Here is a 25,561-nt window from a genome sequence, read left to right as displayed (position 1 = left end):
AATACGATCGATGAAATCAAAGTACATTTATTAGGACGAAAAACTCATATTCGTTCTCAAAGACCCAAGGAGGTGGTCCAAGAAATTTATGGTTTACTAATAGGACATTGGGCGGTACGGTCATTAATTTTTCAAGCAGCAAGCAGCGCAGGGGTTTCACCATTGCGTCTTTCTTTTACGGGAACATTACGAGTTATTCGTCGCGCCCTCCCAAAATTTCAGGGGTTACAACCACAAGAACTCCCCTTTTTTTAAGTTGGTTAACTTGGGAGATTCTCGATCAAAATATACCGGAAAGAGTTCCGAGAAACAACCCAAGAGTCGTGAAAAAGCCTGTCTCAAAGTTTCGGTCTAAACAAGTTAAACACAGAGGTACAGGAATCATAATGAATCCTCCTGTATTTATTGTTTTAAGCACTGCATAGCCTTAACTGAACCGTATTGCCTCCAATTTTACCTATTTGGTGAATTCGCCCCTAAATCGGCTGCAACTTTGATATTCCAATAAAAAGCCTCAGACCCGCAAGTCTGAGGACCGGAGTTCCTGAAAATCGTCACTTCTTACTATTGTCGCCAACAAACAGCACAACGTACAAGAGGGCTGCAACCCAGCACGGCACCTTTTGGCAGACAGAGATTGCTTCCTGACTCGCAACGCGAAAGCAATTTTTAATTCAACACTTCACGAAAGCAAAACAATTCCTCTCGCCATTGCCCTATCTGGGTTAATAATTGTGCTTTAGGATGGGGGCCTGTCCTCGATCGCAATATAAGGAGCACCGTGAGTCCCCGTATATATTTGAGTCGGGCGGTAAATGCGGTTTGCCTCTAGCTGTTCCTTCCAGTGGGCCAACCAGCCAGCAACACGGGCGATCGCAAAAACCGGCGTAAACAAGTCCAGCGGAATTCCCATTTTTCGGTAAACCAGACCAGAATAGAAATCTACATTTGCATAAATTCCTTTGTGACCCAATTTCTCTTCAACCACTTCTTCCAACTTGACAGCAATGTCGTAATAATCGTCGTGGCCGAAGTTCTCAAACAACTGTTCCGCTAACCTCTGAAGAATAGTTGCTCTCGGATCTTTCACCTTGTAAACTCGGTGACCGAAACCCATGATTTTGTCCTTATTTGCAACGCTCTTCTCGACAAAAGCCCGCACGTTTTCTACCGAACCAATTTGCTCCAACATATCAATCACTTCTTCATTAGCTCCCCCGTGCAGCGGCCCCGCCAAAGTGCCAACTGCTGAAGCAATTACCCCGTAAGGGTCTGTCAGCGTCGAAGCTGTTACCATTGCCGAAAATGTAGAGGCATTAATTGTATGTTCAGCGTGGAGAGTCAGACAAGTGTCAAAAATGCTAGCTAACAGCGGATCGGGTTCTTGCTCGTTGAGCATATAAAGAAAGTTAGCCGAGTAGTCCAAGTCATCTCTCGGCCGCACCGGGTCATTTCCCCGCCGCATTTGCTGGAACGCTGCTACCATTGTGGGAATCTTTGCTAGCAGCCGCACTACAGCTTCTCGAATGTATGCTGGGTTAGCCAGAGCTCTGCGGGAGTAGAACAAGCCCAAGGCGGCCGCTGAAGCTTGCAGGGCGTCCATGGGATGTCCTCTTTCTGGAAAGCATTTCATCATGTCCCGGATGCGATATTTGATCCGGCGGTGATAGCGAATTTCATGCTCGAAAGCTTCGAGTTCTTCCTTTGTCGGAAGTACCCCCCAGATTAATAAATATGAAGTTTCGAGAAAGGAGCTTTTCAGTGCCAGTTCCTCGATGCTAATCCCGCGATATTCCAGCAACCCTTTTTGTCCATCGACGTAGCTAATGCTGGACAAGGTGGCGGGAACACCTTCTAAACCTGGTTTGAATTCGCCGACGACCATTGCGATACCGTTTTGTGTGAGTTCAATCTACTAAAAGTACATTACCAGAAACGAAGATAGTGTCACAGTGTTGACAAATAATCATTTAATTGCGGTTCAGAAACCGGGTTTTTCAACAGACAGCCCGATCGCACCGCTGGGTATTGTCGCCCCTCAAATCCGGTTTCTCCGTCCGAGAATGCAGGTTTAAGAGGGCTGGCGCGTCCTGTTAATGTCGGGGCGGTTCGCTGTTTCTAGTGCAGCAAAAACTTGGGCGGAGTCAGCCAAAACATTTGGCTGCGGCCAACTGGGGAGCCTGTCTCCGGGAGGATTAAGCCGATGATACCTGCTTTTTTGAGAATCAGGGCATCTTGCGATCGAGCCCAAAGCAAAGTTTCTGCCCAGTGGCCTAAGTCTGGTTGGTGGCCCACCAGGGCCAAGCTGCGGCTACCTATTTCCTGCCACTGTTTGTACCACTCCAGCCAGTTTCCGATGTCTCCTGAAGGTGCGAGGGCGCCGGATTCTTCTATTTTGGAACTCAAACCGACTGTTTGCAGGATTTGAGCGGTTTGCTGCGCCCGCAGTAGGGGACTGGTGAGAATCAGGTCAAACTGAATTTCGAGTTCGTACAGCCGTTGGGCAATTTTCCTGGTTTTACGATCGCCCTCTTTAGTCAGCGGGCGTTCTGAGTCTGTATCATATTCTTCGGGTGCGGCTGCGATACCGTGCCGGATCAGGTAAATAACCATATATCAATACTTCCAGGCATTGTGTCCCGTTTTTCTAGGCGCTGTCTAGGATATACCTACCTTTTGCCTATTCTACAACTGCATTGAAATCTCCCGCCGTCATCGGGTTTGCGCTTTTGTAGCGATCGCGCCCTTGTCGTTTCGCATCATATAATGCTCGATCGGCGACGGCAACGAGTTCATCCGGTGATGTTCCCAAGCAGGGAATCACAGTCGCAATTCCCATGCTAACAGTCACGATCGCGCTCACATCAGATTGCTCGTGAGGAATTGCCAAATATCGGATTGCCTGACGTATCGACTCAGCAACCGCGATCGCCCCTGCTGCATCCGTACTCGGCAGGATAGCAGCAAATTCTTCGCCCCCATAGCGCACGAACAAATCGGTAGAACGTTTAACCGAGGCAGCAGCAGCTTTCGCCACTTGCACCAAACAAGTATCCCCAGCTTGATGTCCGTAGCAATCGTTATATCGCTTGAAATAATCTACATCCAACATAATCAACGAAAGCTGTTGTTTCCCCTGCATCAGCCGGTACCATTCCGACTGCAATCGCTCATCAAAACAGCGGCGGTTTGCTACTTGTGTTAACCCATCTGTCGTAGCAATTAATCTTTCTTGTTCCGCCCGGTGTCTGAGCATCTCCTCGGCCCGCTTGCGTTCTGTAATATCAGCAAAAGTCGTCACTACTGCATAGGGTTGAGACTGATTGAGATGGAACAGCGGTTGAGAATTAATTGAAATCCAAGTCAGCGTTCGATCCGATTTGTGAATCCCCATCAGCACATTTGATACCGGTTGTCCCGTCCTGAGGGCGATCATTGCCGGATGCTGTTCGCCAGGGAAGGGGGAGCCATCTTCCCGAACGGTTCGCCCGTCTAAATCTATGGATGTACGGCCAATCATTTGTTCGGGGGTCAGCCCTAGAATCCTTTCGGCACTAGCATTACAGGTAGTAATTTGTCCGTCTTCTAGCTGAAGTACGACGCCTTCTGTCATGCTCGCAATCACAGAACGATACCGTTCCTCGCTTTCCTGTAATTGACTCAGGAGAATGTTTTTGGCATCAAACTCTGAAGCCAGATGGAGGCTACCCGCCAAAAACCCGGCCATCAGTTGTAAAGTCTGGATATCTGACTCTGTAAAGGCAGAGGGTTTAGCTGAAAGCACTTTTAAGACCCCAACCCGATCGTCCTGATAGAATAAGGGAACAACCACCATTGACCGGAGGCCAATGCGCTGACAGGCAGCCAGATTTACCCGTGCATCGGTTTCTGAATCCTCGCAAAGCATGATTTGGCCGGTCTCAATACATTTTCCCGATAAACTTGTCCCTACTTTGAGCCGTAATCCAACATAGGCGGAGACAATACCACTGGCTGCCCGATACACCAATTCATCCCCTTCAACCATTTCAATCACTGCTCCATCGGCGCGGGTCAAATCTTGAGTCCTCTCTGCAATAACAGCCATGACTGCATCGAGATTGGGATTGCGGATGGCGATTTCCTGTTGGGTAGCAATCACCATACCCAGACGCTGAAACTCTTGTTGTAATGCTGCTTCTGCTTGCTTGCGATCGGTGATATCCTTCATAAAGCAGTGATGCCCGATCGCTCGCTCCTGCGAGTCGTAGGCTGCCAACATCACCAATTGCTTGTAAAAAATCGAACCATCTTTCCTGATACCGCGGGCCTCAACCTCCACTCGGCCCTCGGCTCGCATTTTTTGATAAGCCACTATCATCCTGTCGCAGTCCTCGGGATGAACTGTTTTCTGCCAATTCATACCCACCATTTCTTCAGGTTGATAACCCGCTATATTGGCGTAGGCTTGATTAACGGTGATGTACCGTCCGAAAATATCCAGCCGCGAGATGCCGTCCACCGCATTAGCAAGAGCTGTACTCATTTCTCTGAGTTCTGTTTCCGCCTGGACAAGATCCGTAATGTCTTGGGATGTACCAAACAACCGAATGACTTGTCCCTCTGCATTGAGTTCGACCTGTCCTCTGGCTTCGGTATGGCGGATAGAACCATTCGGGCGCAAGACTTTGAGGCGCAATAGATAAGGCTGCCCGTGAGTGAGCGCTCGTTGAACTACCAGGTGTAGGTGTTTGGCACTTTCGGGATGGTAAAGCCGCAGGTTTTCTTCATAGGTAGGTTCGCCTAGGGCGCTGTCGCGTCCCACAATCTCAAAGAGTTCGGGAGACCAGGTAATTTTACCCGTAATTACGTCCCATTCCCAGTTACCGATGCGGGCAACCCGCTGGGCTTCTGACAACCGGGTTTGACTCTTTTGCAGGGCTGTTTCTGTATGCTGGCGGTCGGTAATGTCCTTTTCGCTCACGAGCAACATCGGGTTGCCTGTTACCGGGTCGTCGGTACACCGCACGTCCATCCTATGCCAGCGAATTCCCGCCAGAGTAATCACTTGAGCCTCCGTGCTAAATACCTCACCGGACTTAAGAACTGCCATTGCTCGCTCTCCTACCTGAGAGTCAACAAAGCGGCTCAGAAAAGCATTATCTGTCGCAGAGCCAGGGTGCAGCGCCTCCCCGTAACAGCGCAATGCCGCCGGGTTTTGCAGCAGCGGCACACCTTCGAGGGTGTACAGCGAAACCATCAGCGTGGTTTGTCGGAGTGCCTGGATAGATCGCAGGGTTTCTGGTTCGATTTGATGAGCGGTTTCGACCGTACCCTCGACCAGGATTGCCAAACGCCCACTATCAATCCTGATGCCAGAGCACCGACAGCCGACAGAAACAGGCTGACCGGCCGGATAAAACGTCCACTGCTCGGACAAGGTTTGGCCTTGCTCAAACTGCTGCAGATAGCTCTGCAAGCGAATCCGAGTAGACTCTGACAACATATCCCTAAAATTGTGGCTCGCGAGTTGCTGCCGCGTGGAAGCATCCCACAGATACAAGGATGCTTGGTTGGCCCACCGGATTTGCCAATGCTCAATATCAAATATCCAGATCGGGTTTTGCAACAAGTCAAAGGCTTTGAGATGGACAATATCCCCGCTCAGGGAACAGGCCAACTCTGGTTGTAGAGAATTTTGATGATGGACTCTTGGCGCGCTTTCTGTATTCGTCGCAGTTTGATTCGGTTCTGTTTCGAGTTCCGGCGGTTGATTTGGCCCGATCACCGGGGGGTGAGATTCCAAGTGCCACATCCTCAACCCGATGTGCATTGCAACCTGTTGCAGGATCTGAACGTCGAGAGGTTCCCACTGGCGCGGACTTCGGCAGTGATGAGCAATCAACAGTCCCCAAAGCTTCGGAGATTGCTGCTGTTTGCCATCTAGCAAGATTGGCGCAACTAAATTTGCCTGAACTTGGAGGCGATCGAGCAATTCGACATCACAAGCTTGAAGATCACCGCTGTGAATATCAGAAATGCTGCTCGTTTGTCCCTGGTTGTAACGCTCTACCCAGGTGGCTTCACACGAAGGAGCATAAATCTGTTTTCCTAGGATTCGCGGCCACTGGGGATCAACGGATTCAGCCCATACTACGCCATTTCCTTTTGGTAGGAAGCGATAAATAATCAGGCGATCGGTTTGCAGCAGCACCCTGGTTTCTTCTACCGCATATTGCAAAATTGTCTCCAGATCACCGACCTCGTTGATTTGAAGTGCTATTTCTGAAATTTTTTCTAGAATTTTCTCTAATGAGCAAGAGAAAGTCTGTTTTGTAGACATCTCCGTGTTCCTTTTTTTGTTAAACATTTTTTTACTATTCTAACCCGCCACAAAAAAATATAATAATTTGTTTCAAGTTGTAGCAACTGCTTGTTTGGTTGAGAAACGAAACAAAAACTTTATACCAACATAAAGTTTTTGAGGAAATGGTACGATTTTTATTTTTTATGCAGATTAGCCAAAAAGTTATGTTTTTCCCTCTCTAGGTGGCTTATTGTACGATGCTTTTTTATAAAGAATTAGCGAAAAAATACTGCAAGAATAATCACCAACTGTGAGGGTTTTAGCGCATTTATAGGGAAGAAAATAATCCTGTAAAATTATGAAATTTTAAGGATTATGTTGTAAAATTTAGTAAATTAGATAAAACTACGTTGCTCCAGAAACATATTTTTTTTACCAAAATACTTGGTTGCATCTGTTAAAAATACTTAAACAAACGGTTTCTTTGGTGTGTATCTTTAGAAAAGAATAAAATTTATTATTGTTATTCATGCAATAATTAACCGGGTTTTTCAACCCTCTTATTTCGTGGAAACTATCAATAAAAATTAAAAAACCCGGTTAATGAGAATTGAAGTCCGTCGATGACTGATAGTCAACGTGAGATTTTTGCCGAAAAAAAAACGCGACCAAACCTCGTAGCAACCGGAGGCAGAACCTAGCGATCGCCTCTACAGGCTGTTGCTGGAAGAAAGACCGCATCTACAAACTCCAGAGTTAATGATCGTAAACAGGATTGTCTTTAGGACTAATTAATTTCAGCAACTTTTGCTTGATCTGAGCATCGAATACTTCCCATTTGTGCCTTGCATAATCGCTATTTTCATTCCCGCCCGAAAGAAATCCCACCGGAATTTCAAAACCTCCTGCTTGACTTCTGCCACCGCCAAAAAAGCGTCCTTGAGCATCTTGTCCGAAGGCTTCTTTAATGAATTCGTCGGGGTCGAGAGTGAGTTTATTAGTCCGCAGCGACCCAATTACTACTTCAATCTCCTCATCTTTGTCGTGAACAATTCCGTAAACAACGGCTGTATGTACGTTCTCCTCTGTTACTAAAAAGTCCGCCGCTTGGGGAATAGAATCCCGATCGTCATAGCGGAGGTAGCCGATGCCGGCGATCGAAAAATTGTTCTGGACGGTGCGGTGTTTGAGCGATCGCTCGATCGCGTCCATCACCCACTTAGAACGAGACGACTGCAACACCGCATTCAGCAACTGCGGGTCGTAAAACCTGCTCAAATAAGCAGCAGCTAAAAAGTCCTCTTCCTGAGCTTGTCTGAGGGCGATCGTATCCGATCGCAAACCGTGCATCAAAGCTGTAGCGCACTTGATGTGCAGGCTGACGCTGCCGTCGAGAGTTAAAAGTCCAGACTGTAAATACTCGGCAAAAATCGTGGCTGTAGCGCGGATTTGAGGGCGCAAATCGATAAATTCTGCGTTCATTTCTCCCTGCAAATTGTGGTGGTCGATGACGGCAGCGATCGGAACTCCAGCCGCTAAAATATACTCGGTTAAATTACAAGTCGTCCCTTGATTGTCGATGAAAGCGCAACCCTGAAACACCGACAAATCCTTAGTTTTTAATGTTTCCACCGTCCACCGCTGCAACGGCAACCCTGTCAATTTAACTAAGGCAATATTTTCTTGGTGGCTGAGGGCGCCAGCGTAGATAATCTCGCATTGGATATCGTACTGTTCGGCAATTAATTTGTAAGTCCAAGCGCTTGAAAGTGCGTCGGGGTCTGGAAAATCTTGCAGTAATATTAATTGGCGATTGCCTTTGTGCCGATCGAACATTTGGCGCAATTGCTCGACTTTGCGATCGTGCAATTCCTCGCGGAGACGGCCGCGATTCTCTTCGGAAGCAACTTCGGCTTTGCTGCGCCGTTTCGCAGGCGCACTCACTGCGGGTACAACCTCGCTGCTGATATCAAGTTCACCTTCGCGGCTGCCCGATGTTCCATCGGAATTGGTAAGGGCGTGGTCTTTCATCATTAAAAATTAACAATTTAACTATTTCAGGATGTGCGCGACATTCTATCTTAAACCCGGTTTCTTTGTAGATGCCTCGTTGTCAAAGCCAATACTTCTGACGAGAAACCGGATTTAAGAGGGTAAATTCTCTCTTTAATTTTTTAATTCATGCACAGAGTGTCTGTTGCCAGGAACCAAGCAATCTCATAACTAACAACTCTTGCAAAAAACCCCCGCGCTTGCGCTGACAGGGGTTTTAAAGGCCTATTACATATTTTTGCCATTCTTTGTGCATACCGCTCTTAACGTGTTTAGTGACTTCAAAATAAAGACCGCTGTGAGGTTTCCTAGGCGGATAGCGCAGCGGCATTCCCGCTTCTTTCGGCGTGCGGCTGCCTTTATTGACATTGCAGCGGACGCAGGCGGTGACGAGGTTTTCCCAACTGTCGCCTCCTCCGCGCGATCGGGGAATTACATGATCGAGGGTTAAATCGTCCCCCGTATAACTGCAGTATTGACAAGAGTGTGCATCCCGGTGCAAGATGTTCCGGCGGGTCAGCGGAATATCTTTATAGGGAACTCGGACATAATGCCGCAGTCGGATCACAGTTGGTAGCGGGAAGTTTGGCGCAATAAATTTCCCGTTGTGTTCTACCTGTTCTGCTTTTCCTTTCAGCAACAAAACTACCGCCCTTCGCCAATTGGTGATGTTAAGGGGTTCGTAGGAGGCGTTCAGCACCAGAACATTGCCCATTGTTGATTATTAAAGAGAATATTTTTTTCGATGTTAACACAGGTTCCACTTTAGGTGGGACGGCTTCAGGAAGAGCGAGGCTCAGCAAAAAACGGTGAAAAACCGCACCTTTACCCTATACCTTCGCGCCTGCGCCCCCTGTGGCGGCACCTATTTTCTGCCGTCGGTGTTTGTCAGCTAACATTTTTCCCTGAGTTTTGGCTTAGAGGAGGCCAGTGTGTGCGATCCCAAAAATTTGCAGAATAAATTTTATTTTTTTCCCTAAATGCCTAATCTTCCCGGCAAAAAGCACTCTAACTTTTTACAGTATTAGTAACCTTAAACGAAAAAGCTTATTACTGCTCATGGAATTTCGGCTCTTAAAGTCAGCTTTTAGCGCGTCAATTATTGCCCTTGTTGCTCCGATTTTAGCCAGCAGTCCCGCCTTTGCCCAAACGCCTTCATTCTTCTGCGGCGCTGCTGGCGGCTACCCAGCTACAATTGCTGTCCAACAAGGCAAAAATATTCCCGTTATTCTGTGGCTAGCTGATAACTATTTCAATGAATCGGGAGAAGACGCGATTACTCGGTGTACCCGAGTATCGGGAATTCTCAACAACTCAGAACCGAAAGGAAGCTGGGAGAATATTGTCACAGCAGGTGCATCCCCCACCGGTCAACTAATTATTTGTGCAGCTAATCCTCAAGACGGTTCCTGTAGATTATTATATCAAATACCCAAAGGGCAAAATGCAGAACTAGCCCGACAAGAACTCTTAAGAAGAGTCAAAAATCCTAATGTAAGTGTTTCGCCTGTTAAGGTAAATTGATAGTCATAAGTCATTAGCTACGGGTAGGGACAAGGCATTGCCGTGTCCTAGTTGGAGATTATTGACAACACACAGCATAGCCGTTTCCCTACTTACTAAAGGAAGGTGCGCCCCCTAATTGCAGAGAGTTGAAACTCTCCTCAAATACTTCGGTTGACTGGTGAAAAATTTGCAGCTTTGCTTCAGCAATTCTTCTAACCCTTCCACCTGCCTCAGCCAAACAGTGCCGTTGCTTCCAGCTACAGCAATTTGCTTTCCGTCTGGACTCCAACTGACACTAACAACATTCTCCTCAAACTCAAATTGAGCAACCTGCCGCCCCGCTAAATTCCACAGCCGCACAGTCTTGTCAATTCCCACTGTAGCAAGCCGTTCTCCGTCGGGACTAAAACTAATTGATTTCGCATCAAAATGCAAGGTTTGAAATTCCTTAACTAATTCTTTTTGTGACAGATTCCACAGCCCGACTTTGCCATTCAATGTTACTGTAGCAAAGCGATCCTGGTGTTGAGCCGGACTGAAACTGATTCCAATTGCCTGAAGGGGGAGTATTTTTTTCAGCTTTCCCGACAAATCCCAAATTCGCACTGTAGATTTGCCATCTAAAGTCGTTAAAAAATCGCCTCTTGGGCTAAAATTTACGCTTCTCACTAAACCGTTGTGACCGGGTATTTTCACGCTAGACGATACTAATTCTGGCTGTTTTGACAATTTCCAAATGGCAGCATTGCTGTCTATTCCTGCCGCGGCTAACAGCTTTCCTTCTGGACTAAAACTGATGCTGGTAACTGAGCCTTGAATTCCTTTCAATTTAGAAACATTTTTGCCGGATAAATTCCATAATTTAACTGTGCTGTCTCTTCCTGCCGTAGCTAAAAATTTACCGTTTGGGCTAAAGCTTACCATATTAAGTGACTGCTGCAAAGCTTTCCATTCAGCAAGTTTTTGCCCGGAAAAATTCCAAATCCGAATTTTATCGTCTATTCCGGCGGTTGCTAAAATTTGCCTGTTTGGGCTAAAACTGACACTGGTAACTGCACCTTTATGAGCTTGCCAATGTATCTTTGTTTGCGGAAGTGCTGATGCTTTTATCTGCTGTGTTTCGCTAATTTTATCGATAATTATTTGTAAGGCTAACAGCGGTCTAGTTGCGGGATATTGTTCTAGCTTATGTTTGTTTTGAACCAAGGTTTTTAATTTTTTACCCGAGGCGATCGCCCTCAGTAAAGCTTCTGATAAAGCTTCGCTGTTTTCTGTCTTTTGAGATACCGCCAACAGTAAAGCATCGCTGCCATTTTGTTCGATTTCAATACTTGCTTGTGCTAGTTTAAACCGCTGGTAAGCGAGAGTTGAAAAGGCGATCGCCGCCAGTAACGAGGCTGCCAGTACCGCAGAACCGATTCTGATCCACTGTTTAGCTTTTTGTTTGGCAGAGTCAGCTTCCATCAAAGCTTTTTCGGCATCACACACAGCTTTTTTTGTTTCTAGTGTAGCTAAATGCAGCAGTTGATTTTGGTCGCTCAAAATAACTTTCTGGCTGGCCGTCAAAAACTGAAAATCTTCGTTTCTTAAACTTTTTCCTGCCGCCCAAACTAATGCTGACTGCAAATCACTCCCTCGCAACAGTTGGGAATCATCTTCACAGCTAGAATTTAGCCAGAGTTTGATCGCTTCCGAGTAAGGCGAGAGTTTTTCTAATTTTTCTTCGATTAACTTTTTGTTAAATACAGCTTCATAAATAGGATTAGAAATTGTTAATTTCTCCCCGCGCTTAACGATTAATCCGCTTAATCGCAACTCCATTTGTTCGGCACTACCATCGGGGACAATTTCAGTTTGTTCTAAAATTTGCTGATACAATCCCAGTCTCCTGACAATGCGCTGGTTTTCTTTGAAAAGCCGATCGCGAATTGTGGACAAATGTTCTGGGACATCCTGAGATTCCCAATTCTCCACTATTTTCAAGCGCACTACCTTTTCAACCCACTCTTTAGAAGTGTTAATTTTATCTTTTTCCCCCCCTTGGCCACGGGCGGGTGCATCTTCCTCTCCCCCTTGGCAAGGGGGGGCTGGGGGGGGTAAATTCGGGATTAATTCGGCATTTTCCAACAATAGTTTGCACAGCTTTTGAGTCAAAAAAGGCTGCCCGCCCGTCCAATACAAAACCTCTGTCAAAACTTCATGAGGGCTGTCTGTCAGCTCTGCCAACCCCGCTGCTAGCGGTTGAGCTTCTGTTTCGTCAAAACCAGTTAATTCGATCGCCTTGCCAATATTAAAAGGGGTATTGCTGCTGGCATTTTTCTCGCGGCACAAATCCGTCGGCGATGCTACGCCTAAGAGGGCCCAAGTTAGGCGATCGAACTCTGAATTGTTGGCGCGCTTGTTGTAGCACGAGCGAATTAAGGCTAAAAAATCGTCGGCGGGAAAATCTAGGGCGAGAATGCTGTCGATTTCGTCAATAAAAATGACAATATTGCTGGAAATGTTGGGTAACAGTACGGTTTCGATGAATTCGCTCAATCTTTGAACCGGGGTTAAAAAATTGCGATCGCGCCACCAAGTCCGCACGTTGACAATATCCGACAGGTTAAAGTTATTTTCGAGAATGCGTAGCAAACCAGCATACCACTGTTCGGGAGTGACTCCGCGGTTGCCAATTTCCGAAATGTCGATCGCAGCACAAGCAATTCCTTCATTTCTCAGCCGCTGAATTGTCCGCACCTGCAAGCTAGATTTGCCCATTTGCCGGGAATTCAAAACATAGCAAAATTCCCCGGCTTTCAATCCGTTATAAAGGTCGTCGTCGGCTTGCCTCTTGACATAATTCGGAGCGTTATTGGTGAGACTGCCGCCGACTTGATAGTAACTGGGCTTTGTGGTAAAATTCATATAAGTTATTCGGCGGTTGAAACGGCTACTATACAAACAAAATCCGCCTTCGCGGACTGAAGAAGTGAGGCGGTATTAAAGCATAATTCTGTATGATAAATTGTAACACAATACAGTTCTTCGGCGGTTGAAACCGCTCAAGAGTCAAACAAACTCCGCCTTCGCGGACTGAAGAAGTGAGGCGGTATTAAAGCATAATTCTGTATGATAAATTGTAACACAATACAGTATGAAAACTGATTGGACAGGATATAACGACGACAAAGACAAGTTAAGATATGAAATTTGGTCTGGGCTGAAGCATCAAGCCGCATCTATTGGCGATCCGTTTGGTCATATCCCCAACTTTGTCGGTGCACAGGTGGCGGCAGAAAGATTGGCAAATTTACCAATATGGCAACAAGCAAAAACGATTAAGTGCAATCCAGATTCGCCACAAATTCCGGTGCGGATGCGAGCTTTGCAAGATGGAAAACGCCTGTATATGGCAGTACCGCGATTGACAGACGAGCGCTGTTTTGTAGAGTTAACTGCTGAAGATTTGCAGCGGCAAAATATATCAATTGCCGAAAGTGCGATCGCCCGCAAAGCACTTGCTTGCGGAAAATTGGTAAGTTTTGCAGAAATGGAGCCAATTGATTTAGTAATAGTCGGCTGCGTAGCAGCAGGGCCGGGCGGTGGAAGAACCGGGAAAGGTGCAGGTTTTGCCGATTTGGAATTGGCTATGTTGAAGGAATTCGGGTTAGTACAAATCGATACGCCAATTGTAACAACAGTGCATCCTTTGCAAATAGTCGAAGATTCGCGTTTGCCAATGCAGCCTCACGATTGGTCGCTGAATTGGATTGTTACTGCTGAGGAGGTAATTGAAACTAATACAACTTATCCGCGTCCAAGGGGGTTAAACTGGGATAGTATACGGTCGGAACAGTTGGAACAAGTTCCGATTTTGCGAAAGTTGAAAGAGCAAGACTAGATAACGAGTTTCTTTGCTAAACTTGCCTATAGTTTACTATTCCAAGAACTATGAAAGTTATTTTGGGCGACATCACAAAACTGGAAGTTGATGCAATCGTGAATGCTGCAAATACCAGTTTACTTGGGCGTGGCGGAGTAGATGGAGCAATACACAAAGCAGCAGGTTCAGAACTTGTTCACGAGTGCCGATTGCTTGGAGGATGTAAGATTGGGGATGCTAAGCTAACTAAAGGATATCGCTTGCCTGCACGGTTCATCATCCACACAGTAGGGCCAGTATGGCGGGGAGGTAATCATGGAGAACCTGAACTCCTGGCCGAGTGTTACCGTAACTGTATGCAAATCGCCGCATATCGAGAGTTAGACAGTTTGGCATTTCCTTGCATTAGCACTGGGATTTACAAATATCCTAAGGCTCTAGCAGGTGAGATTGCAGTGAAGATATGCTCAGAACAAATACAAAAGAATGGTGGTTCTCAAAGAGTAACTTTTTGCTGCTTCGATCGAGAGAATTATGAAATTTATGAGAGGATTCTATCTAACTACAGTCTGACTTAGTGAATTTAGTTAGGGTTTTACCCTAGTCTTAATATCCACATTTTTTACTATTTATTTAACCAACCGCGAAGGCGCGAAGGACGCGAAGCAAGACAGAAGAAGAAGACTGTCAGTTGATGATATATCTACTTTGTGGTGAACACGCGCCATGCAATGAAAGCTGTAAAAGCTAGATAACCAAACACGGTTATCCAATCTAGCCAATTATCAGAAGTTATCAAAAAAATATCGTTCATGGGTATCATTCGCCTAATTATTACTTACCGCAGTTACTGACCAAATTTTACACGATCGCGCTTAAGTGCGATCGAAAATATTGTCGGTACAGTTCGCACCTCGGCACGCACTCGTTCCCCTGCAATCTCACCAACCCCAAACTGTCCAACTTAAAAGCCTGCATCGCCTTTAATGGCACCGGACAATCCGCAGTCACAATCTCTCTCATCCCCTGCGCTAACTCAGGATATTCTTCCAAATTCCACAACTGCCGGCGCAAATGGTCGCTGTAAATTCCCGCATCTGCGATCGCAGTTTCTTTTAATTCATCGAGTGTCAAACCTGAGCGCGAAATGTGATATAATGCAACTCGCACTAAATACGGATGTCCGCCGACAACTGCCATCAATTCCTCAACTTCTGCCTCCGACCAATTCAAGTTGTGCCGCGCTGCTAACTCTTGTACTTGCTGATGGTTGAATTCCGGTAAATCAACGGGCAATCCGACGTTGAAAGGCGATTGATTGATGTTCATCGGGATGTAAACTTCGGTGGAGTGAACTACAATTAATCGCAGTTTTTTCCAGATGTCGCGCCGCTTCGATTCTTCGTGCCACGCCCGCAGCAGTCCTAAAAAGTCTTCGGCAATGTCGGGATATTGGAAAACGCGATCGATTTCGTCTAATCCTAAAATTAAAGGACTGTCGATTTGCGGTAAAATGTATTTTTCAAAGTAATCTTTGCAGTTGACTTTGCTGCCAAAAATCTCGTCCCAATAATCCTCTAATTGATTTGGTAAATGCAACTCGCGGCCGACGTAAGCGCAAAACCACTTTAAGAATTTATCTAAGTTGGCGAATACGGCTTTATCTACTAACTGAAAAGTTAGCGGCACGGTGCAATAGCCTTGACGGGCTCCGTGATGCAAAATTCTTGCCATCAAGGATGTTTTGCCCATTTGTCTCGGTGCTTTGATTCTAATTAACGCGCTGGGCTGCACAATAGTTTGATAGCAGCGTTCTTCGATGGGCGGGCGTTCTACATAAAATTGAGAAGCGACATCGACTTGTCCTCCCGGTAATTCAGGTTCGGCGGCGGGTAGAGGTATTTCGTCGCTGCTAATTTCTAATAGCTGTTTTTGTGTTAAATCTTCCGTTTCTTCTATGACGGGTGCGGGTTGTTCTGCTAGTAAATTCAGAACCTCTTCGATAATAATTGGAGTGTCGGCGGTGGTTTTCCATTCCCTCTGTTTGATGCGGTACAGATAGCCCCGCAAGTCGTGATTTAGAGGCGCGTTCAGGGGAAAACCGACGCGGATGGGGAGAATTATTGGTTTTCTGTCAGGGCGGGAGTCTTGCAGTTCTTTTGCTTGCTGAACTTGATATGTTAGCAGTTCGCTTTGGTTTCCTGTTGGTGGCAAAAGTATCAGCAAATAATCGCATTCTTGGAGGAAGAAATTAATGCGGTCGAACCAATTATCTCCTAACCTAATATTATTTTCTGCTGTAAAAACTGTATGACCGATCGCGCTTAAGGCTATTTCTAGCTGTTTTCCTAACTCGCGATCGGGTTCAGCGCTGCGATAACTGACAAATACTTTAACAATTCTGCTGCTGGCTGTATCTTCCGCTGGCGGCGAATTTTCCAGCTCGTCTAAATTTTCCGGTTCCTCAAGTTTAGCCGATCGGTGGTCGCTAGCAGCCAGAGTCATTTCAAAAGCCGCGAACAACTGTCGAATTTTACTCAAATCCGCACCTTCTCTACCCTGCTTAATTTTGCTGACTGTATCGGCACCGACGCCAGACTCAGCCTCGATTTCAGTCAGAGTACCTCTAATGTTATTTCGGTCAGACCATTCTTGGAGCGCCTCGTTAAGTTTCTTTAAGCCAGAGGCAGTGAGAATGCGACCGCGATCGCGTTTTGACTTGAGCACTTCGCTTGCAGTGAAAGGGGAACGAATCTAGAAATTTTAACGCCTTAAGTTCCTATTTTGGGGGATTTTAAGGGAGATAGTCCGCGAGGCGGAATTTAAGAAATTTTACGGTCAGAGGTTTTTTGGGCGATCGACTCCTCAAACTCTGTCCTGATAACGGCTTCAACAGTTGAATATATTTGAGGAGAAAAAGTTTTTCTTAACTCCCCAATCTCCGCCGCTAATCACCGCTTAACTTTTTAGAGTAGATACACCAAGCAAAAAAGGAGCAGCCAAATGAGCAAAATCTTACACAGACTGGCAATGGCCGCTTTGGGAACCGCCGCCATTTTCACAATTAATACACTTAATAATTTAACAGAAGCATCAGCCGCTGGTAAATTTGACCAACCAGAAATTTATCAAAACACAATTTTTCCACTTGGTGTACCGGGTCAGTTGCATAAATAGGGCAATTCATTGATTGATTGATTTAATTGAATTAAGGAGAAATTATGAAGTCTACACTGTGTTCGCCACAACCTATAGCTACCAAATCTGACTCCGTTGACGCTGATGCGATCGATGCCTGCACTGCGCTTGCATGGATGGAATTGGTAGCATTAGATGCTAGCGCTCTCACGGGGGATGATTGGCTGGCTTTGTGCGATGATATAGATAGCGGGGAAATCTACCGCTGCTGGTTTTTGTGGCGCGATCGCGAAGTTAGCGGTAATTGGGAAGCTTACGATCCTTTGAGCGATCGCCGATTTGTTGCTAAAGGAAAAGTGTTTTTAAAAGCCGCGATCGACTCGCTCGAAGATGCTAGAAATCGGGAAGTCGCCTAACTTTAATTCATCTCAGGCTAATAAAATTTTTGCCTGCAAAACAAGAATTCTGCCAAGAGAATTCACGACTGTACACACTTTCGTCCGCCTGGGCGAGACTGGAAGAAAAAGGGGTAATAGAAGCGGATTTGAGATCAGTCCCGGAAACCGACTATTCTCAAAGAAAATAAAAAAAATTACGGCTGCAGGCAAAAGTTGACTGTATGATGCTACGTGCTCCGTCTCGAAAGCGGTTGATAACGTTTTTCCAGTCGCTTTCTCGTTGCAGCCGTTAAACTCTTTCTCTTCACACATGACTCCTAAACTGCGATGGCTGTTGCCGGCCGCCCTTAGCCTTTTCTCGATCGCCCTGCCCGCCAAAGCTGATACACTAACATCTTGGCACTTCGATCCCAGGGGAAATCAGCTCAATTTAACCACAGATTCAGGAGTTCAGCCGGAAGTCAAACTAATCGCCAATCCCACCCGCTTAGTAATTGACTTACCGGGAATAGTCTTGGACTATCCCGAAAGTCCTCAAAGTTACAACTCAGCTATTCAACAAATTAGAGTCGGGCAGTTTGACACCGGAACTACCAGGTTAGTGATACAATTAACTCCCGGTTATAAGTTAGACCCGCAAAAAGTCCGAGTCATTAGAGAATCTGCCACGTGCTGGTCATTTCAGTTGCCAAATCCCGAGCAAATAGCGGGCAACGAGTCTTTTATCCCAACAGCTATTACCGGCATAGAACAAGCAGCAGGCCAAGTTACGCCCACTGTTTCACCGGGAAATCAGAGAAACTATTCCAGTGATTTGGTGATGTCAACAGGCTCGGAAATGACAGCCATCAAACCTCAAATCGAAAGTGCGATCGAACAGTATAGATCCCTGAGCGCCGGAATGTTTTTTCTGGATTTAGATACAGGAAACTATTTGGATATCAAGGGCGATCGAGTATTTCCGGCCGCCAGTACCATCAAATTACCAATTCTAATTGCTTTTTATCAAGATGTAGACGCAGGCAAAGTTAGCCTAGACGAAACATTAGTTATGAAGTCCGACTTAGTTGCCAGCGGTTCTGGAACTATGCAAGACAGACCAAATGGCACTCGGTTTAGCATCAGAGAAACCGTAGATAAAATGATTACCATCAGCGACAATACAGCCACCAACATGATTATTGAACGTTTGGGGGGAATTGCTAAACTCAACGAGCGTTTTCGCAGTTGGGGATTAACTGATACCAGAATTCGCAATTGGCTCGGCGATTTTCAAGGAACAAATACCACAAGTTCTGTGGATATGGTAAAGTTGCTGGCGATGCTGTCTCGCGATAAATTAGTTTCTGAATCGAGTCGAGAACAGGCTTTAGAATTATTGCGGCGTACAACAACTAGAACGCTTTTGCCTTCCGGTTTGGGCCCGGGAGCAGTTATTGCTGACAAAACCGGAGATATCGGCTTTGTGGTTGGCGATGCGGGAATTATTGATATGCCGAATGGGAAGCGTTATTTAGCGGCAATATTTGTCAAACGTCCTTACAATGACCCGATTGTGAGAGAGTTTGTGCGTCGGATTTCGCGGATTGTTTACAATTATTTAGACCAATCTGCGGCAAGAGTACCGGATAATTTGCGTTGATCAGACAATTCGGCGATTGAAATCGCTACTAAACAAACAAAGTCCGCCTTCGCGGACTTGAAGAGAAGATTTTTAATTACTAATGACTATTCTTTGCGCTCGATGGCTACAGTCAAATGAGCCACAACTGCCCCTACTGTAGCAAGTACAGCAGCAATTGGAAATACTACTGATCCTGCAACGCCACCTACCAATCCCGCCATCAGCGGAATGTCTGCCAAAGTCCGCCCTTGCGAGTTTTTGATGACGAGGCGGCGGAGTTTTCCTTGCTGAATTAGTTCTTTGACTTTAGCAATTAAACTGTCGGCGCTAATTTTAAATTCTTCTACTCTGACTTTTTCTTCTGTTGCAAATTCTGAGGCGAATACATGAGTTTCAACTGTTGGGTTGGCTGAATTTCCGGCTGCTGATGTTTCGTCTTGTAGAATTGTTACTTGTTGTTCTATTTGTGAGTTCATTTTGTGTAAGGGCGGGTGAAAACCAGCCGTTTAATTTCTATACTCTTATCTTCGGCGATCGCACTTGGGAATGACAGGCAAGGAAACCCTACAATCTGCATTCGTACTTTCCACCCCTGCCTTTTTACTCAAAACTTTATTTTTGTCTGGTTAGATCGGGGCGGGTTTATTTATTCCTAAAGGTAGAGAAAATATTGTTGAAACAACCCGTCTCTAGATACAAGTAAGGTGTGTACTGCCAGCCATGTCAAGGTGGCTGCTGTGTGTTGAATTTTTAAGTTGGACACCAAGCGAACTAAAGTCAGGGAAAATTATTAAAATTAAAACTTTATATTTCTACAATGACTTCAAAAGAGATTGCTATCTAGGCACAATCAAGCTATGGCTTGCAATGCCAGTTCTCAAAAGCACCCCATAGATAGCGATCGCATTGGCGAAGCACAATATAATCAGAAACGCAAACCGAGTACATCAACGAACATCTAAATCAAGATATTAAGCTTGCAGATTTAGCTCAATTGCTGGGCATGAGTCAATTTCATTTCAGCCATCTGTTGAAGCAGTTGATCGGCACATCTCCCTAACAATATTCGATCGCCCAACGGGTAAAACGGGCAAAGCAATTGTTGAAATTTTCGAGAGCGATCGATTAAGGAAGCGCGATCGCGGCTATTTGACATAGATATTTTGAGCGGTAGAGAAAATTTCTTGATGGCGAATCCAGTGGGAACTGCGATCGATCGCCCGTTTACTGATTAGATAGACTCGTCTACTTAGCACTGCTTCGAGTTCTTCCTGCATTTGGGCGCGATCAAGTAGACCCCAGTTGGCTGTGGGGGCAAAAGCAACTAGGATATCGATGTCGCTGTCTGCATGAAAGTCGTCGCGAAGGATAAAACCACAGAGGGAGAGTTCGATGATTTGCCACTGTTGGCAGAATTTGTTGATTTGGTCAATTGGCAGGGCGATAGCCACTTTCATTCAGCCTCCTCATTAATTTAGTAGTTTAGCTTGCGCTGGAAGACTCAGAAGGGTTATCTTTTTCTTTCAATTTTTGGTCTATTTCACTAATGAAGCTTTCAACTTGAGAAATAACATTATCAACCATAATGCTATCAATACTACTCTCTACGCCGTCTTTAGTCTTTCCGTTCCTATGTACTAAATCATGCCTTATTGATACAGCTTTTTGAATCTCAGAGAATTTGGGAAACTCAATATTTAGTGTTGCTTCGTACATCTTACTTACTTTAGGTAAGTTGTGGTAAATGACTTCTAACATTGCCTTCTTCGCTATTTCTTCTGCTTTGCTAGCAGAATCAAGAAGTTCATTCATGCCCACTTTTTGCTCTCTAAAGTCTTTGAATGATGTAAAAAAAGACCTTAAATAATTTTCATTTGACAAAACCGTATTTATAAACGCATCAGATAGATAAGTTTCAAGACAGGCTATTACGCCAACATAAAGATGTCTTCTCAGAGTTTTATTTGCTTTGTCGTTTGGCCCCCTGAGTTTGTTCAATACTCGCAAACTTGCAATCTCATCCAAGAAAGTAAGATAAAAATCAGTATTAGAGAGTATTGCTTCTAATTGATCTTTGTCTGTATAGTCCTCTTCTATCTCATCTGCCTGCCAAGACTTTTGCCAGGTTCCTGTTCGGCGGCTTAAACCGAGAAAGCCCATGCTTTCTGTATAGAGATGGGGAACAATATCATTTATTAAAAACTTTTGCCAATATTTTAGACGCTCGTGAGTCAATAATAAATCTAAATCTCTCCGAGAAAAAATGTCAGATTTATCTGATAAATTTTGGAATGTTTTATAGACTCGTTCCAGTGAATAAAGCCAGGGCTGGATATCATTTTCGCGCAAGCATTTCATGAACTCTTTACCATAGGAATTACCTGTGCCACCAGACATGGAAATGTACATCCCATCTTCATGAATGAACCCTGTAACTTGACCGATAGTCCCTGGTTCACGAAACAAAGCAATAGCAGCAGTAATATCGGCAGAAGTGATGTTATCAGGTCTGGCTTGTTCACCTGAGTATTCAAAACCTTCTTCCGGGCAAACAATAATAACAGCAAGCAGCCGTTTCCTGAACCGAGTGATTGCATCTCTCATCATCTCGCCACCGTGGGAAATACCGGGTTCACATACCGGAACTAAGTTAATCTGCATACTGCTATCTCATCAATGAACTGGAAGCTACATTATACTGGGTCTAATATCTTAGCGACCGGACTCGATCGAACTTGCGTTAAACTAAGTCAGGTAAATGACTTTCTATACAGATGACTATTTTTACTCTGCGATCGATAAAAAAAGACTTCGGCATCAAGGAACTCTTGACAGATGCCAGTTTCAGCCTGGATGAAGGCGATAAAGTCGGACTCATCGGCACTAACGGTTCCGGCAAATCAACCCTGCTGAAAATGATTGCCGGTATGGAGTCGATCGACTCTGGCGATCGGTGGGTCAATCCAGGGTCTACAATTGTCTATCTCCCCCAACAGCCGGATTTAGACGAAAATCACACTGTCTTAGAGCAAGTATTTGCCGACAGCGGCGAACAAATGGCTTTGGTGCGCGAATACGAGAAAATTTCCGCTCAACTGTCCCACGGCAAAGGCGATACAGACAAGTTGATGGCGCGTCTGTCTGCGGTGTCTGAACGCATTGATGAGGTGGATGCGTGGGATTTGGAAACCAAGGCGAAATTGATTTTGACCAAGTTGGGGATTGAGGATTTTGATGCGAAAATTGCCGACTTGTCGGGTGGCTACCGCAAGCGAATTGCCTTAGCAACGGCTTTGTTGTCCGAGCCCGATGTGTTGCTGATGGATGAACCGACAAACCACTTGGATGCGCTGTCTGTTGAGTGGTTGCAGAACTATTTGAACGGCTATCGTGGTGCTTTGCTGCTGATTACCCACGATCGCTATTTTCTCGATCGCGTTACCAATCGCATTCTGGAGATCGATCGCGGCGACCTTTACAATTATGCTGGCAATTACGCTTATTACTTGGAGAAAAAAGCCCTAGCTGAAGAATCGGCCGCCAGCACAGTTCGCAAACACGCGGGTGTATTGCGACGCGAATTGGAATGGCTAAAACGCGGGCCGAAGGCGCGGAGTACCAAGCAAAAAGCTCGGATCGATCGCATTAAAGATATGCGAGCCCAGGAGTTCAAAACAGCCAACGGCAAAGTCGAGATTGCGACAGCGGGCCGCCGGATTGGTAAGAAGGTGATTGAGTTACTGCATATCTGTAAAGCTTACGGCGATCGCACTTTAATTAAAGATTTTACCTACAATTTCACACCCGAAGACCGGATAGGAATTATTGGCTGCAACGGTGCGGGAAAATCGACGCTGATGGATATCATCACCGGACGCATTCAGCCGGATTCGGGTACTGTCGAAATTGGGACAACCATTCATATCGGTTATTTTGACCAGCATTCAGAGGATTTGACGCCCAACGAAGACCAGCGAGTTATTGAATACTTGAAAAGTGTGGCGGAATTGGTGCAAACGGCGGATGGGGAAATTATTACCGCTTCTCAAATGTTGGAAAAGTTTCTATTTCCACCGAACCAACAGTATGCACCGATTAACAAACTTTCTGGCGGGGAAAAGCGCCGGTTATTTCTGTTGAAAGTGCTGATGAGTGCGCCAAACGTGCTGATTTTGGACGAACCGACAAACGACCTGGACGTGCAGACTTTGGCGGTTTTGGAGGATTATCTCGAAGATTTTAACGGCTGCGTGATTGTTGTGTCCCACGATCGCTATTTTCTCGATCGCACGATCGACATGGTTTTCGCCTTGGAACCGGGCGGCAATTTGCGCTTGTATCCCGGCAATTATTCGGTGTATTTAGACTACAAGAAAGCCGAAGAAGCCAAGGAAATCAAAGGGCAAAAAGAAAAAGAAAAACTTACACGCACCGCTGAATCTAACAATTCAAAAGCCCAAAGTTCTAGTCAAAAATCTACCAAAGTTTCATTCAATGATAAGCGGGAGTACGAACAACTAGAAAGCCAAATTCCGCAGATGGAAGCTGAGAAACAAGAGATTGAGAAGAGGTTGTCTAACAATGCTCCAAGCGGGTTTGCCGAGGTGAAGAAGTTATCGGATCGTTTGGCTCAGTTGACGCAGCAGATCGATCGGGCGACTGAGCGCTGGTTGGAGTTAGCCGAACGGGTTGGTTAATTTGTGGTGAGTGCGATACCAACCTTCCCACTCACCGGACACAGACTTTCAAGATTGCTGCGGGTACTGCTAAACCGACCATTTTTTGGCTAGAGCCTTAGACCACTTGGTAAAAGTCGGCAGATGGGTATGGCACAAGTTTTCTATGTCAATTTCCCCCTCGTAACTCAAGCTCACAAACGGTGGAAACATTAACAGTGCGCCCTTTAGCTTGGCGGCATCGGGTGTACCCGGTTTGCTGACTTCAATGTAGATATTGTGCAAAAGCTGAAGTAATTGATCGGGATACTGACTGCTAGTTTGTAGTTTCCCCACTTGCTCTACAAGTTCTGCAACCACGATTTCCGCCTCTGGTTCAGTAATTTCTACCTGGGTTGCTCGTGTCGCTAGAAGCTGCCAGTATTCTTCCTCAAAGGGACGCATCTGCTTACGTAGCTCTTGAATCCCCAGCTCAATGCGAGTTTTTTCCTCGAAAGAGGCTAAAATTTTAGCCTTTTCTCTACCTGCTATGTCCTTGCGGAGGAGTTCCAGATTCTCTTCAACTGCACGAAAACGATCGTTTGACATTTGATTAGACTCCATATTTACCTTAATATACTGACTAGATGCTGATTCAGTTGGTGGAACTGAATTGATTATAGGTCGTGTTTTTGTCTCAGCGCGCACTTCAGACTGAGGTGCATCTGCTGGTTTTGCTTCAACCTGAATTGTTTTGACTGCGGGCTTAATTCCAAAGATATCTAGCCAATCCTCAGTAGAAAGCGCATTCTCCATTGCTTCTACTGCTAGCTCATCAACGGTGGTTTCAACCAGTAAACGTTTTTCAATAAGTTTTGTCTTAATCCGCTCTTCAACTGTACTCTTCATCCAAAAGCTGTAAACGGTTACACTATATTTCTGACCAATTAGATGAGTTCGATCCTCCGCCTGCTGCATTGTCGCTGGATTCCACCAGTGATCGAAATGAATCACATAAGTCGCTTCAGTCAGAGTTATGCCATAACCAGCAGTCTTTATTGTTGCTAAAAATACTGTAACATCTGGATTATTACGAAAATCACTTACTGCTTGATCTCTCTGTTGGTTGGAAACTTCACCTGTATAAACAACATATTTAATTTTTCTTTGATTCAATAATTTTGCAATTTTATCTGTTCCTTCTTTAGTGTACTGTGAGAAAATTAAAACTTTCTTTTTGTTGGCAGCAATCGTCTCCACATATTCCAGCAATAATTCTGTTTTTGGACTCTCCGATTTCTCTTTTGCAAAATTGCATATCAGTTTCAATTCAGTCAGCAATGCAAGAATATGTTGAATTTTAATAGTTTGCTTTACACCTAGAGATGTCTCAATTTTTTGCCGACCTGCCTGTAATGCTCGGTCATATTCGGCTTTCTGATGTTTATCCAGATCCAGCCAATGTTCCTGACGTACCTTATCTGGAATATCTGGCAAAACTTCCTGCTTCAATCGACGCAGCATATAGGGAGTGATAGCTTCTTTCACAGCTTCAGGAGAATCCTTAACCCCACCTCTGAATGTGCCTGGACGGATAAAAGCAAATAGTGACTTCACATCATCCAGGCTATTTTCTATCGGTGTACCTGTCAGGGCCCAACGATATTCAGACTGTAAACAACGAACAGCTTGCGAAATCTTAGTGTCTCTATTTTTGATTTTCTGTGCCTCATCCAAGATGATGCAATCAAACTTGTTATAATCAGTTAAAACTTGATTGCGTACATCTGTACGCAACGTGTCATAAGTTGTAATGTACACATGAAATTGCCGTTCCCATGCAACTTTTCGTTGCTCTTGGTTGCCACCACGAATAACTGCAACTTCCAGTTCTGAAGCCCAATGATAAAAGTGTCCGTTCCATCCTTCGGAATTACCTGTTTTAATACTTAAGTCAATGCGGGAGCATCCCAGTTTTGCAGCCAGTATAAATACTCAAAGACTTAGCAGGCAAGTTGATGGCAGAATAGAAAGCAA

The 25,561-nt window shown here is 45.3% G+C and carries 20 protein-coding genes and 1 pseudogene; 10 read left to right on the top strand and 11 right to left on the bottom strand.

From position 1 onward, the window contains the following. Positions 1–255: pseudogene (locus tag QUB33_RS23990) on the top strand (IS4 family transposase); the annotation flags it as partial. Between the two features lie 484 nt (positions 256–739). Here the strand turns inward: QUB33_RS23990 and QUB33_RS23985 are convergent. Beyond that, positions 740–1,885, bottom strand: coding sequence for a citrate synthase (locus QUB33_RS23985; protein WP_333355299.1), 1,146 nt, complete (start codon positions 1,883–1,885; stop codon positions 740–742). A 67-nt stretch (positions 1,886–1,952) separates the two neighbouring features. Between QUB33_RS23985 and QUB33_RS23980 the strand changes: the two genes are divergently transcribed. Next, complete coding sequence (locus QUB33_RS23980) at positions 1,953–2,075, top strand: hypothetical protein (RefSeq protein WP_333355296.1); 123 nt, start codon at positions 1,953–1,955, stop codon at positions 2,073–2,075. 43 nt (positions 2,076–2,118) lie between these two features. Here the strand turns inward: QUB33_RS23980 and sixA are convergent, their stop codons facing one another. The 4 genes from sixA to QUB33_RS23960 all read right to left on the bottom strand — a co-directional run bounded on the left by sixA (position 2,119) and on the right by QUB33_RS23960 (position 9,053). After that, positions 2,119–2,613: a phosphohistidine phosphatase SixA gene (sixA, locus tag QUB33_RS23975; protein ID WP_333355293.1), complete on the bottom strand. Its 495-nt coding sequence runs from the start codon at positions 2,611–2,613 to the stop codon at positions 2,119–2,121. Positions 2,614–2,680: 67 nt separating this feature from the next. Further along, positions 2,681–6,322, bottom strand: coding sequence for a diguanylate cyclase domain-containing protein (locus QUB33_RS23970; RefSeq protein WP_333355289.1), 3,642 nt, complete (start codon positions 6,320–6,322; stop codon positions 2,681–2,683). A 720-nt stretch (positions 6,323–7,042) separates the two neighbouring features. Beyond that, the gene (locus QUB33_RS23965; RefSeq protein ID WP_333355285.1) at positions 7,043–8,320 is read right to left on the bottom strand and encodes a bifunctional oligoribonuclease/PAP phosphatase NrnA; all 1,278 of its coding nucleotides are present in this window, start codon (positions 8,318–8,320) and stop codon (positions 7,043–7,045) included. 235 nt (positions 8,321–8,555) lie between these two features. Continuing rightward, on the bottom strand, positions 8,556–9,053 hold the full coding sequence (locus QUB33_RS23960) for an HNH endonuclease (protein ID WP_190659271.1): 498 nt from the start codon (positions 9,051–9,053) through the stop codon (positions 8,556–8,558). 344 nt (positions 9,054–9,397) lie between these two features. On the opposite strand from QUB33_RS23960, the gene QUB33_RS23955 reads away from it, so the two are divergent. Then, positions 9,398–9,862, top strand: a complete 465-nt coding sequence (locus QUB33_RS23955; RefSeq protein ID WP_333355282.1) for a COP23 domain-containing protein — start codon at positions 9,398–9,400, stop codon at positions 9,860–9,862. A gap of 114 nt (positions 9,863–9,976) precedes the next feature. Here the strand turns inward: QUB33_RS23955 and QUB33_RS23950 are convergent, their stop codons facing one another. Further along, positions 9,977–12,751 carry an AAA-like domain-containing protein gene (locus tag QUB33_RS23950; RefSeq protein WP_333355279.1) on the bottom strand — a complete coding sequence of 925 codons (2,775 nt, stop codon included), beginning with the start codon at positions 12,749–12,751 and terminating at the stop codon, positions 9,977–9,979. A 229-nt stretch (positions 12,752–12,980) separates the two neighbouring features. On the opposite strand from QUB33_RS23950, the gene QUB33_RS23945 reads away from it, so the two are divergent. Both QUB33_RS23945 and QUB33_RS23940 read left to right on the top strand, forming a co-directional pair. Beyond that, positions 12,981–13,727: a 5-formyltetrahydrofolate cyclo-ligase gene (locus QUB33_RS23945; protein WP_333355276.1), complete on the top strand. Its 747-nt coding sequence runs from the start codon at positions 12,981–12,983 to the stop codon at positions 13,725–13,727. Positions 13,728–13,777: 50 nt separating this feature from the next. Further along, positions 13,778–14,287, top strand: a complete 510-nt coding sequence (locus QUB33_RS23940; RefSeq protein WP_333355271.1) for an O-acetyl-ADP-ribose deacetylase — start codon at positions 13,778–13,780, stop codon at positions 14,285–14,287. A gap of 283 nt (positions 14,288–14,570) precedes the next feature. Here QUB33_RS23940 and QUB33_RS23935 read toward each other — a convergent pair whose 3' ends face one another. Beyond that, positions 14,571–16,436 (bottom strand): AAA-like domain-containing protein, encoded by a 1,866-nt coding sequence (locus tag QUB33_RS23935; RefSeq protein WP_333355268.1) that lies wholly within the window; start codon positions 16,434–16,436, stop codon positions 14,571–14,573. 276 nt (positions 16,437–16,712) lie between these two features. Here QUB33_RS23935 and QUB33_RS23930 point away from each other — a divergent pair, with 276 nt between their 5' ends. From QUB33_RS23930 to QUB33_RS23920, 3 genes are all read left to right on the top strand, one after another. Beyond that, on the top strand, positions 16,713–16,886 hold the full coding sequence (locus QUB33_RS23930; RefSeq protein WP_190659259.1) for a hypothetical protein: 174 nt from the start codon (positions 16,713–16,715) through the stop codon (positions 16,884–16,886). Positions 16,887–16,930: 44 nt separating this feature from the next. Further along, entirely contained in the window at positions 16,931–17,263 is a 333-nt protein-coding gene (locus QUB33_RS23925) for a hypothetical protein (protein ID WP_333286991.1), read from the top strand. 292 nt (positions 17,264–17,555) lie between these two features. Next, a complete protein-coding gene (locus QUB33_RS23920) occupies positions 17,556–18,887 on the top strand; it encodes a serine hydrolase (protein ID WP_333355263.1) in 1,332 nt (443 codons plus the stop codon). 86 nt (positions 18,888–18,973) lie between these two features. Here QUB33_RS23920 and QUB33_RS23915 read toward each other — a convergent pair whose 3' ends face one another. Continuing rightward, positions 18,974–19,345, bottom strand: coding sequence for a DUF4342 domain-containing protein (locus QUB33_RS23915; RefSeq protein ID WP_333355260.1), 372 nt, complete (start codon positions 19,343–19,345; stop codon positions 18,974–18,976). A 518-nt stretch (positions 19,346–19,863) separates the two neighbouring features. Here QUB33_RS23915 and QUB33_RS29735 point away from each other — a divergent pair. Further along, positions 19,864–19,929, top strand: coding sequence for a hypothetical protein (locus QUB33_RS29735; RefSeq protein WP_445299556.1), 66 nt, complete (start codon positions 19,864–19,866; stop codon positions 19,927–19,929). A gap of 85 nt (positions 19,930–20,014) precedes the next feature. On the opposite strand, the gene QUB33_RS23905 is transcribed toward QUB33_RS29735, so the two are convergent. Together QUB33_RS23905 and QUB33_RS23900 are read right to left on the bottom strand one after the other, a co-directional pair. After that, entirely contained in the window at positions 20,015–20,326 is a 312-nt protein-coding gene (locus QUB33_RS23905; protein WP_333355253.1) for a nucleotidyltransferase domain-containing protein, read from the bottom strand. A 25-nt stretch (positions 20,327–20,351) separates the two neighbouring features. Beyond that, positions 20,352–21,530 carry a hypothetical protein gene (locus QUB33_RS23900; RefSeq protein ID WP_333355250.1) on the bottom strand — a complete coding sequence of 393 codons (1,179 nt, stop codon included), beginning with the start codon at positions 21,528–21,530 and terminating at the stop codon, positions 20,352–20,354. Positions 21,531–21,643: 113 nt separating this feature from the next. Between QUB33_RS23900 and QUB33_RS23895 the strand changes: the two genes are divergently transcribed. Then, on the top strand, positions 21,644–23,566 hold the full coding sequence (locus QUB33_RS23895; RefSeq protein ID WP_333355247.1) for an ABC-F family ATP-binding cassette domain-containing protein: 1,923 nt from the start codon (positions 21,644–21,646) through the stop codon (positions 23,564–23,566). A 69-nt stretch (positions 23,567–23,635) separates the two neighbouring features. On the opposite strand, the gene QUB33_RS23890 is transcribed toward QUB33_RS23895, so the two are convergent. Continuing rightward, on the bottom strand, positions 23,636–25,471 hold the full coding sequence (locus tag QUB33_RS23890; RefSeq protein ID WP_333355302.1) for a DEAD/DEAH box helicase: 1,836 nt from the start codon (positions 25,469–25,471) through the stop codon (positions 23,636–23,638). Between the last annotated feature and the right edge of the window lie 90 nt (positions 25,472–25,561).

It is taken from the genome of Microcoleus sp. B3-A4, from assembly GCF_036705385.1.
Classification (GTDB): Bacteria; Cyanobacteriota; Cyanobacteriia; order Cyanobacteriales; family Microcoleaceae; genus Microcoleus.
This window is presented reverse-complemented; position numbering and strand designations above follow the sequence as displayed.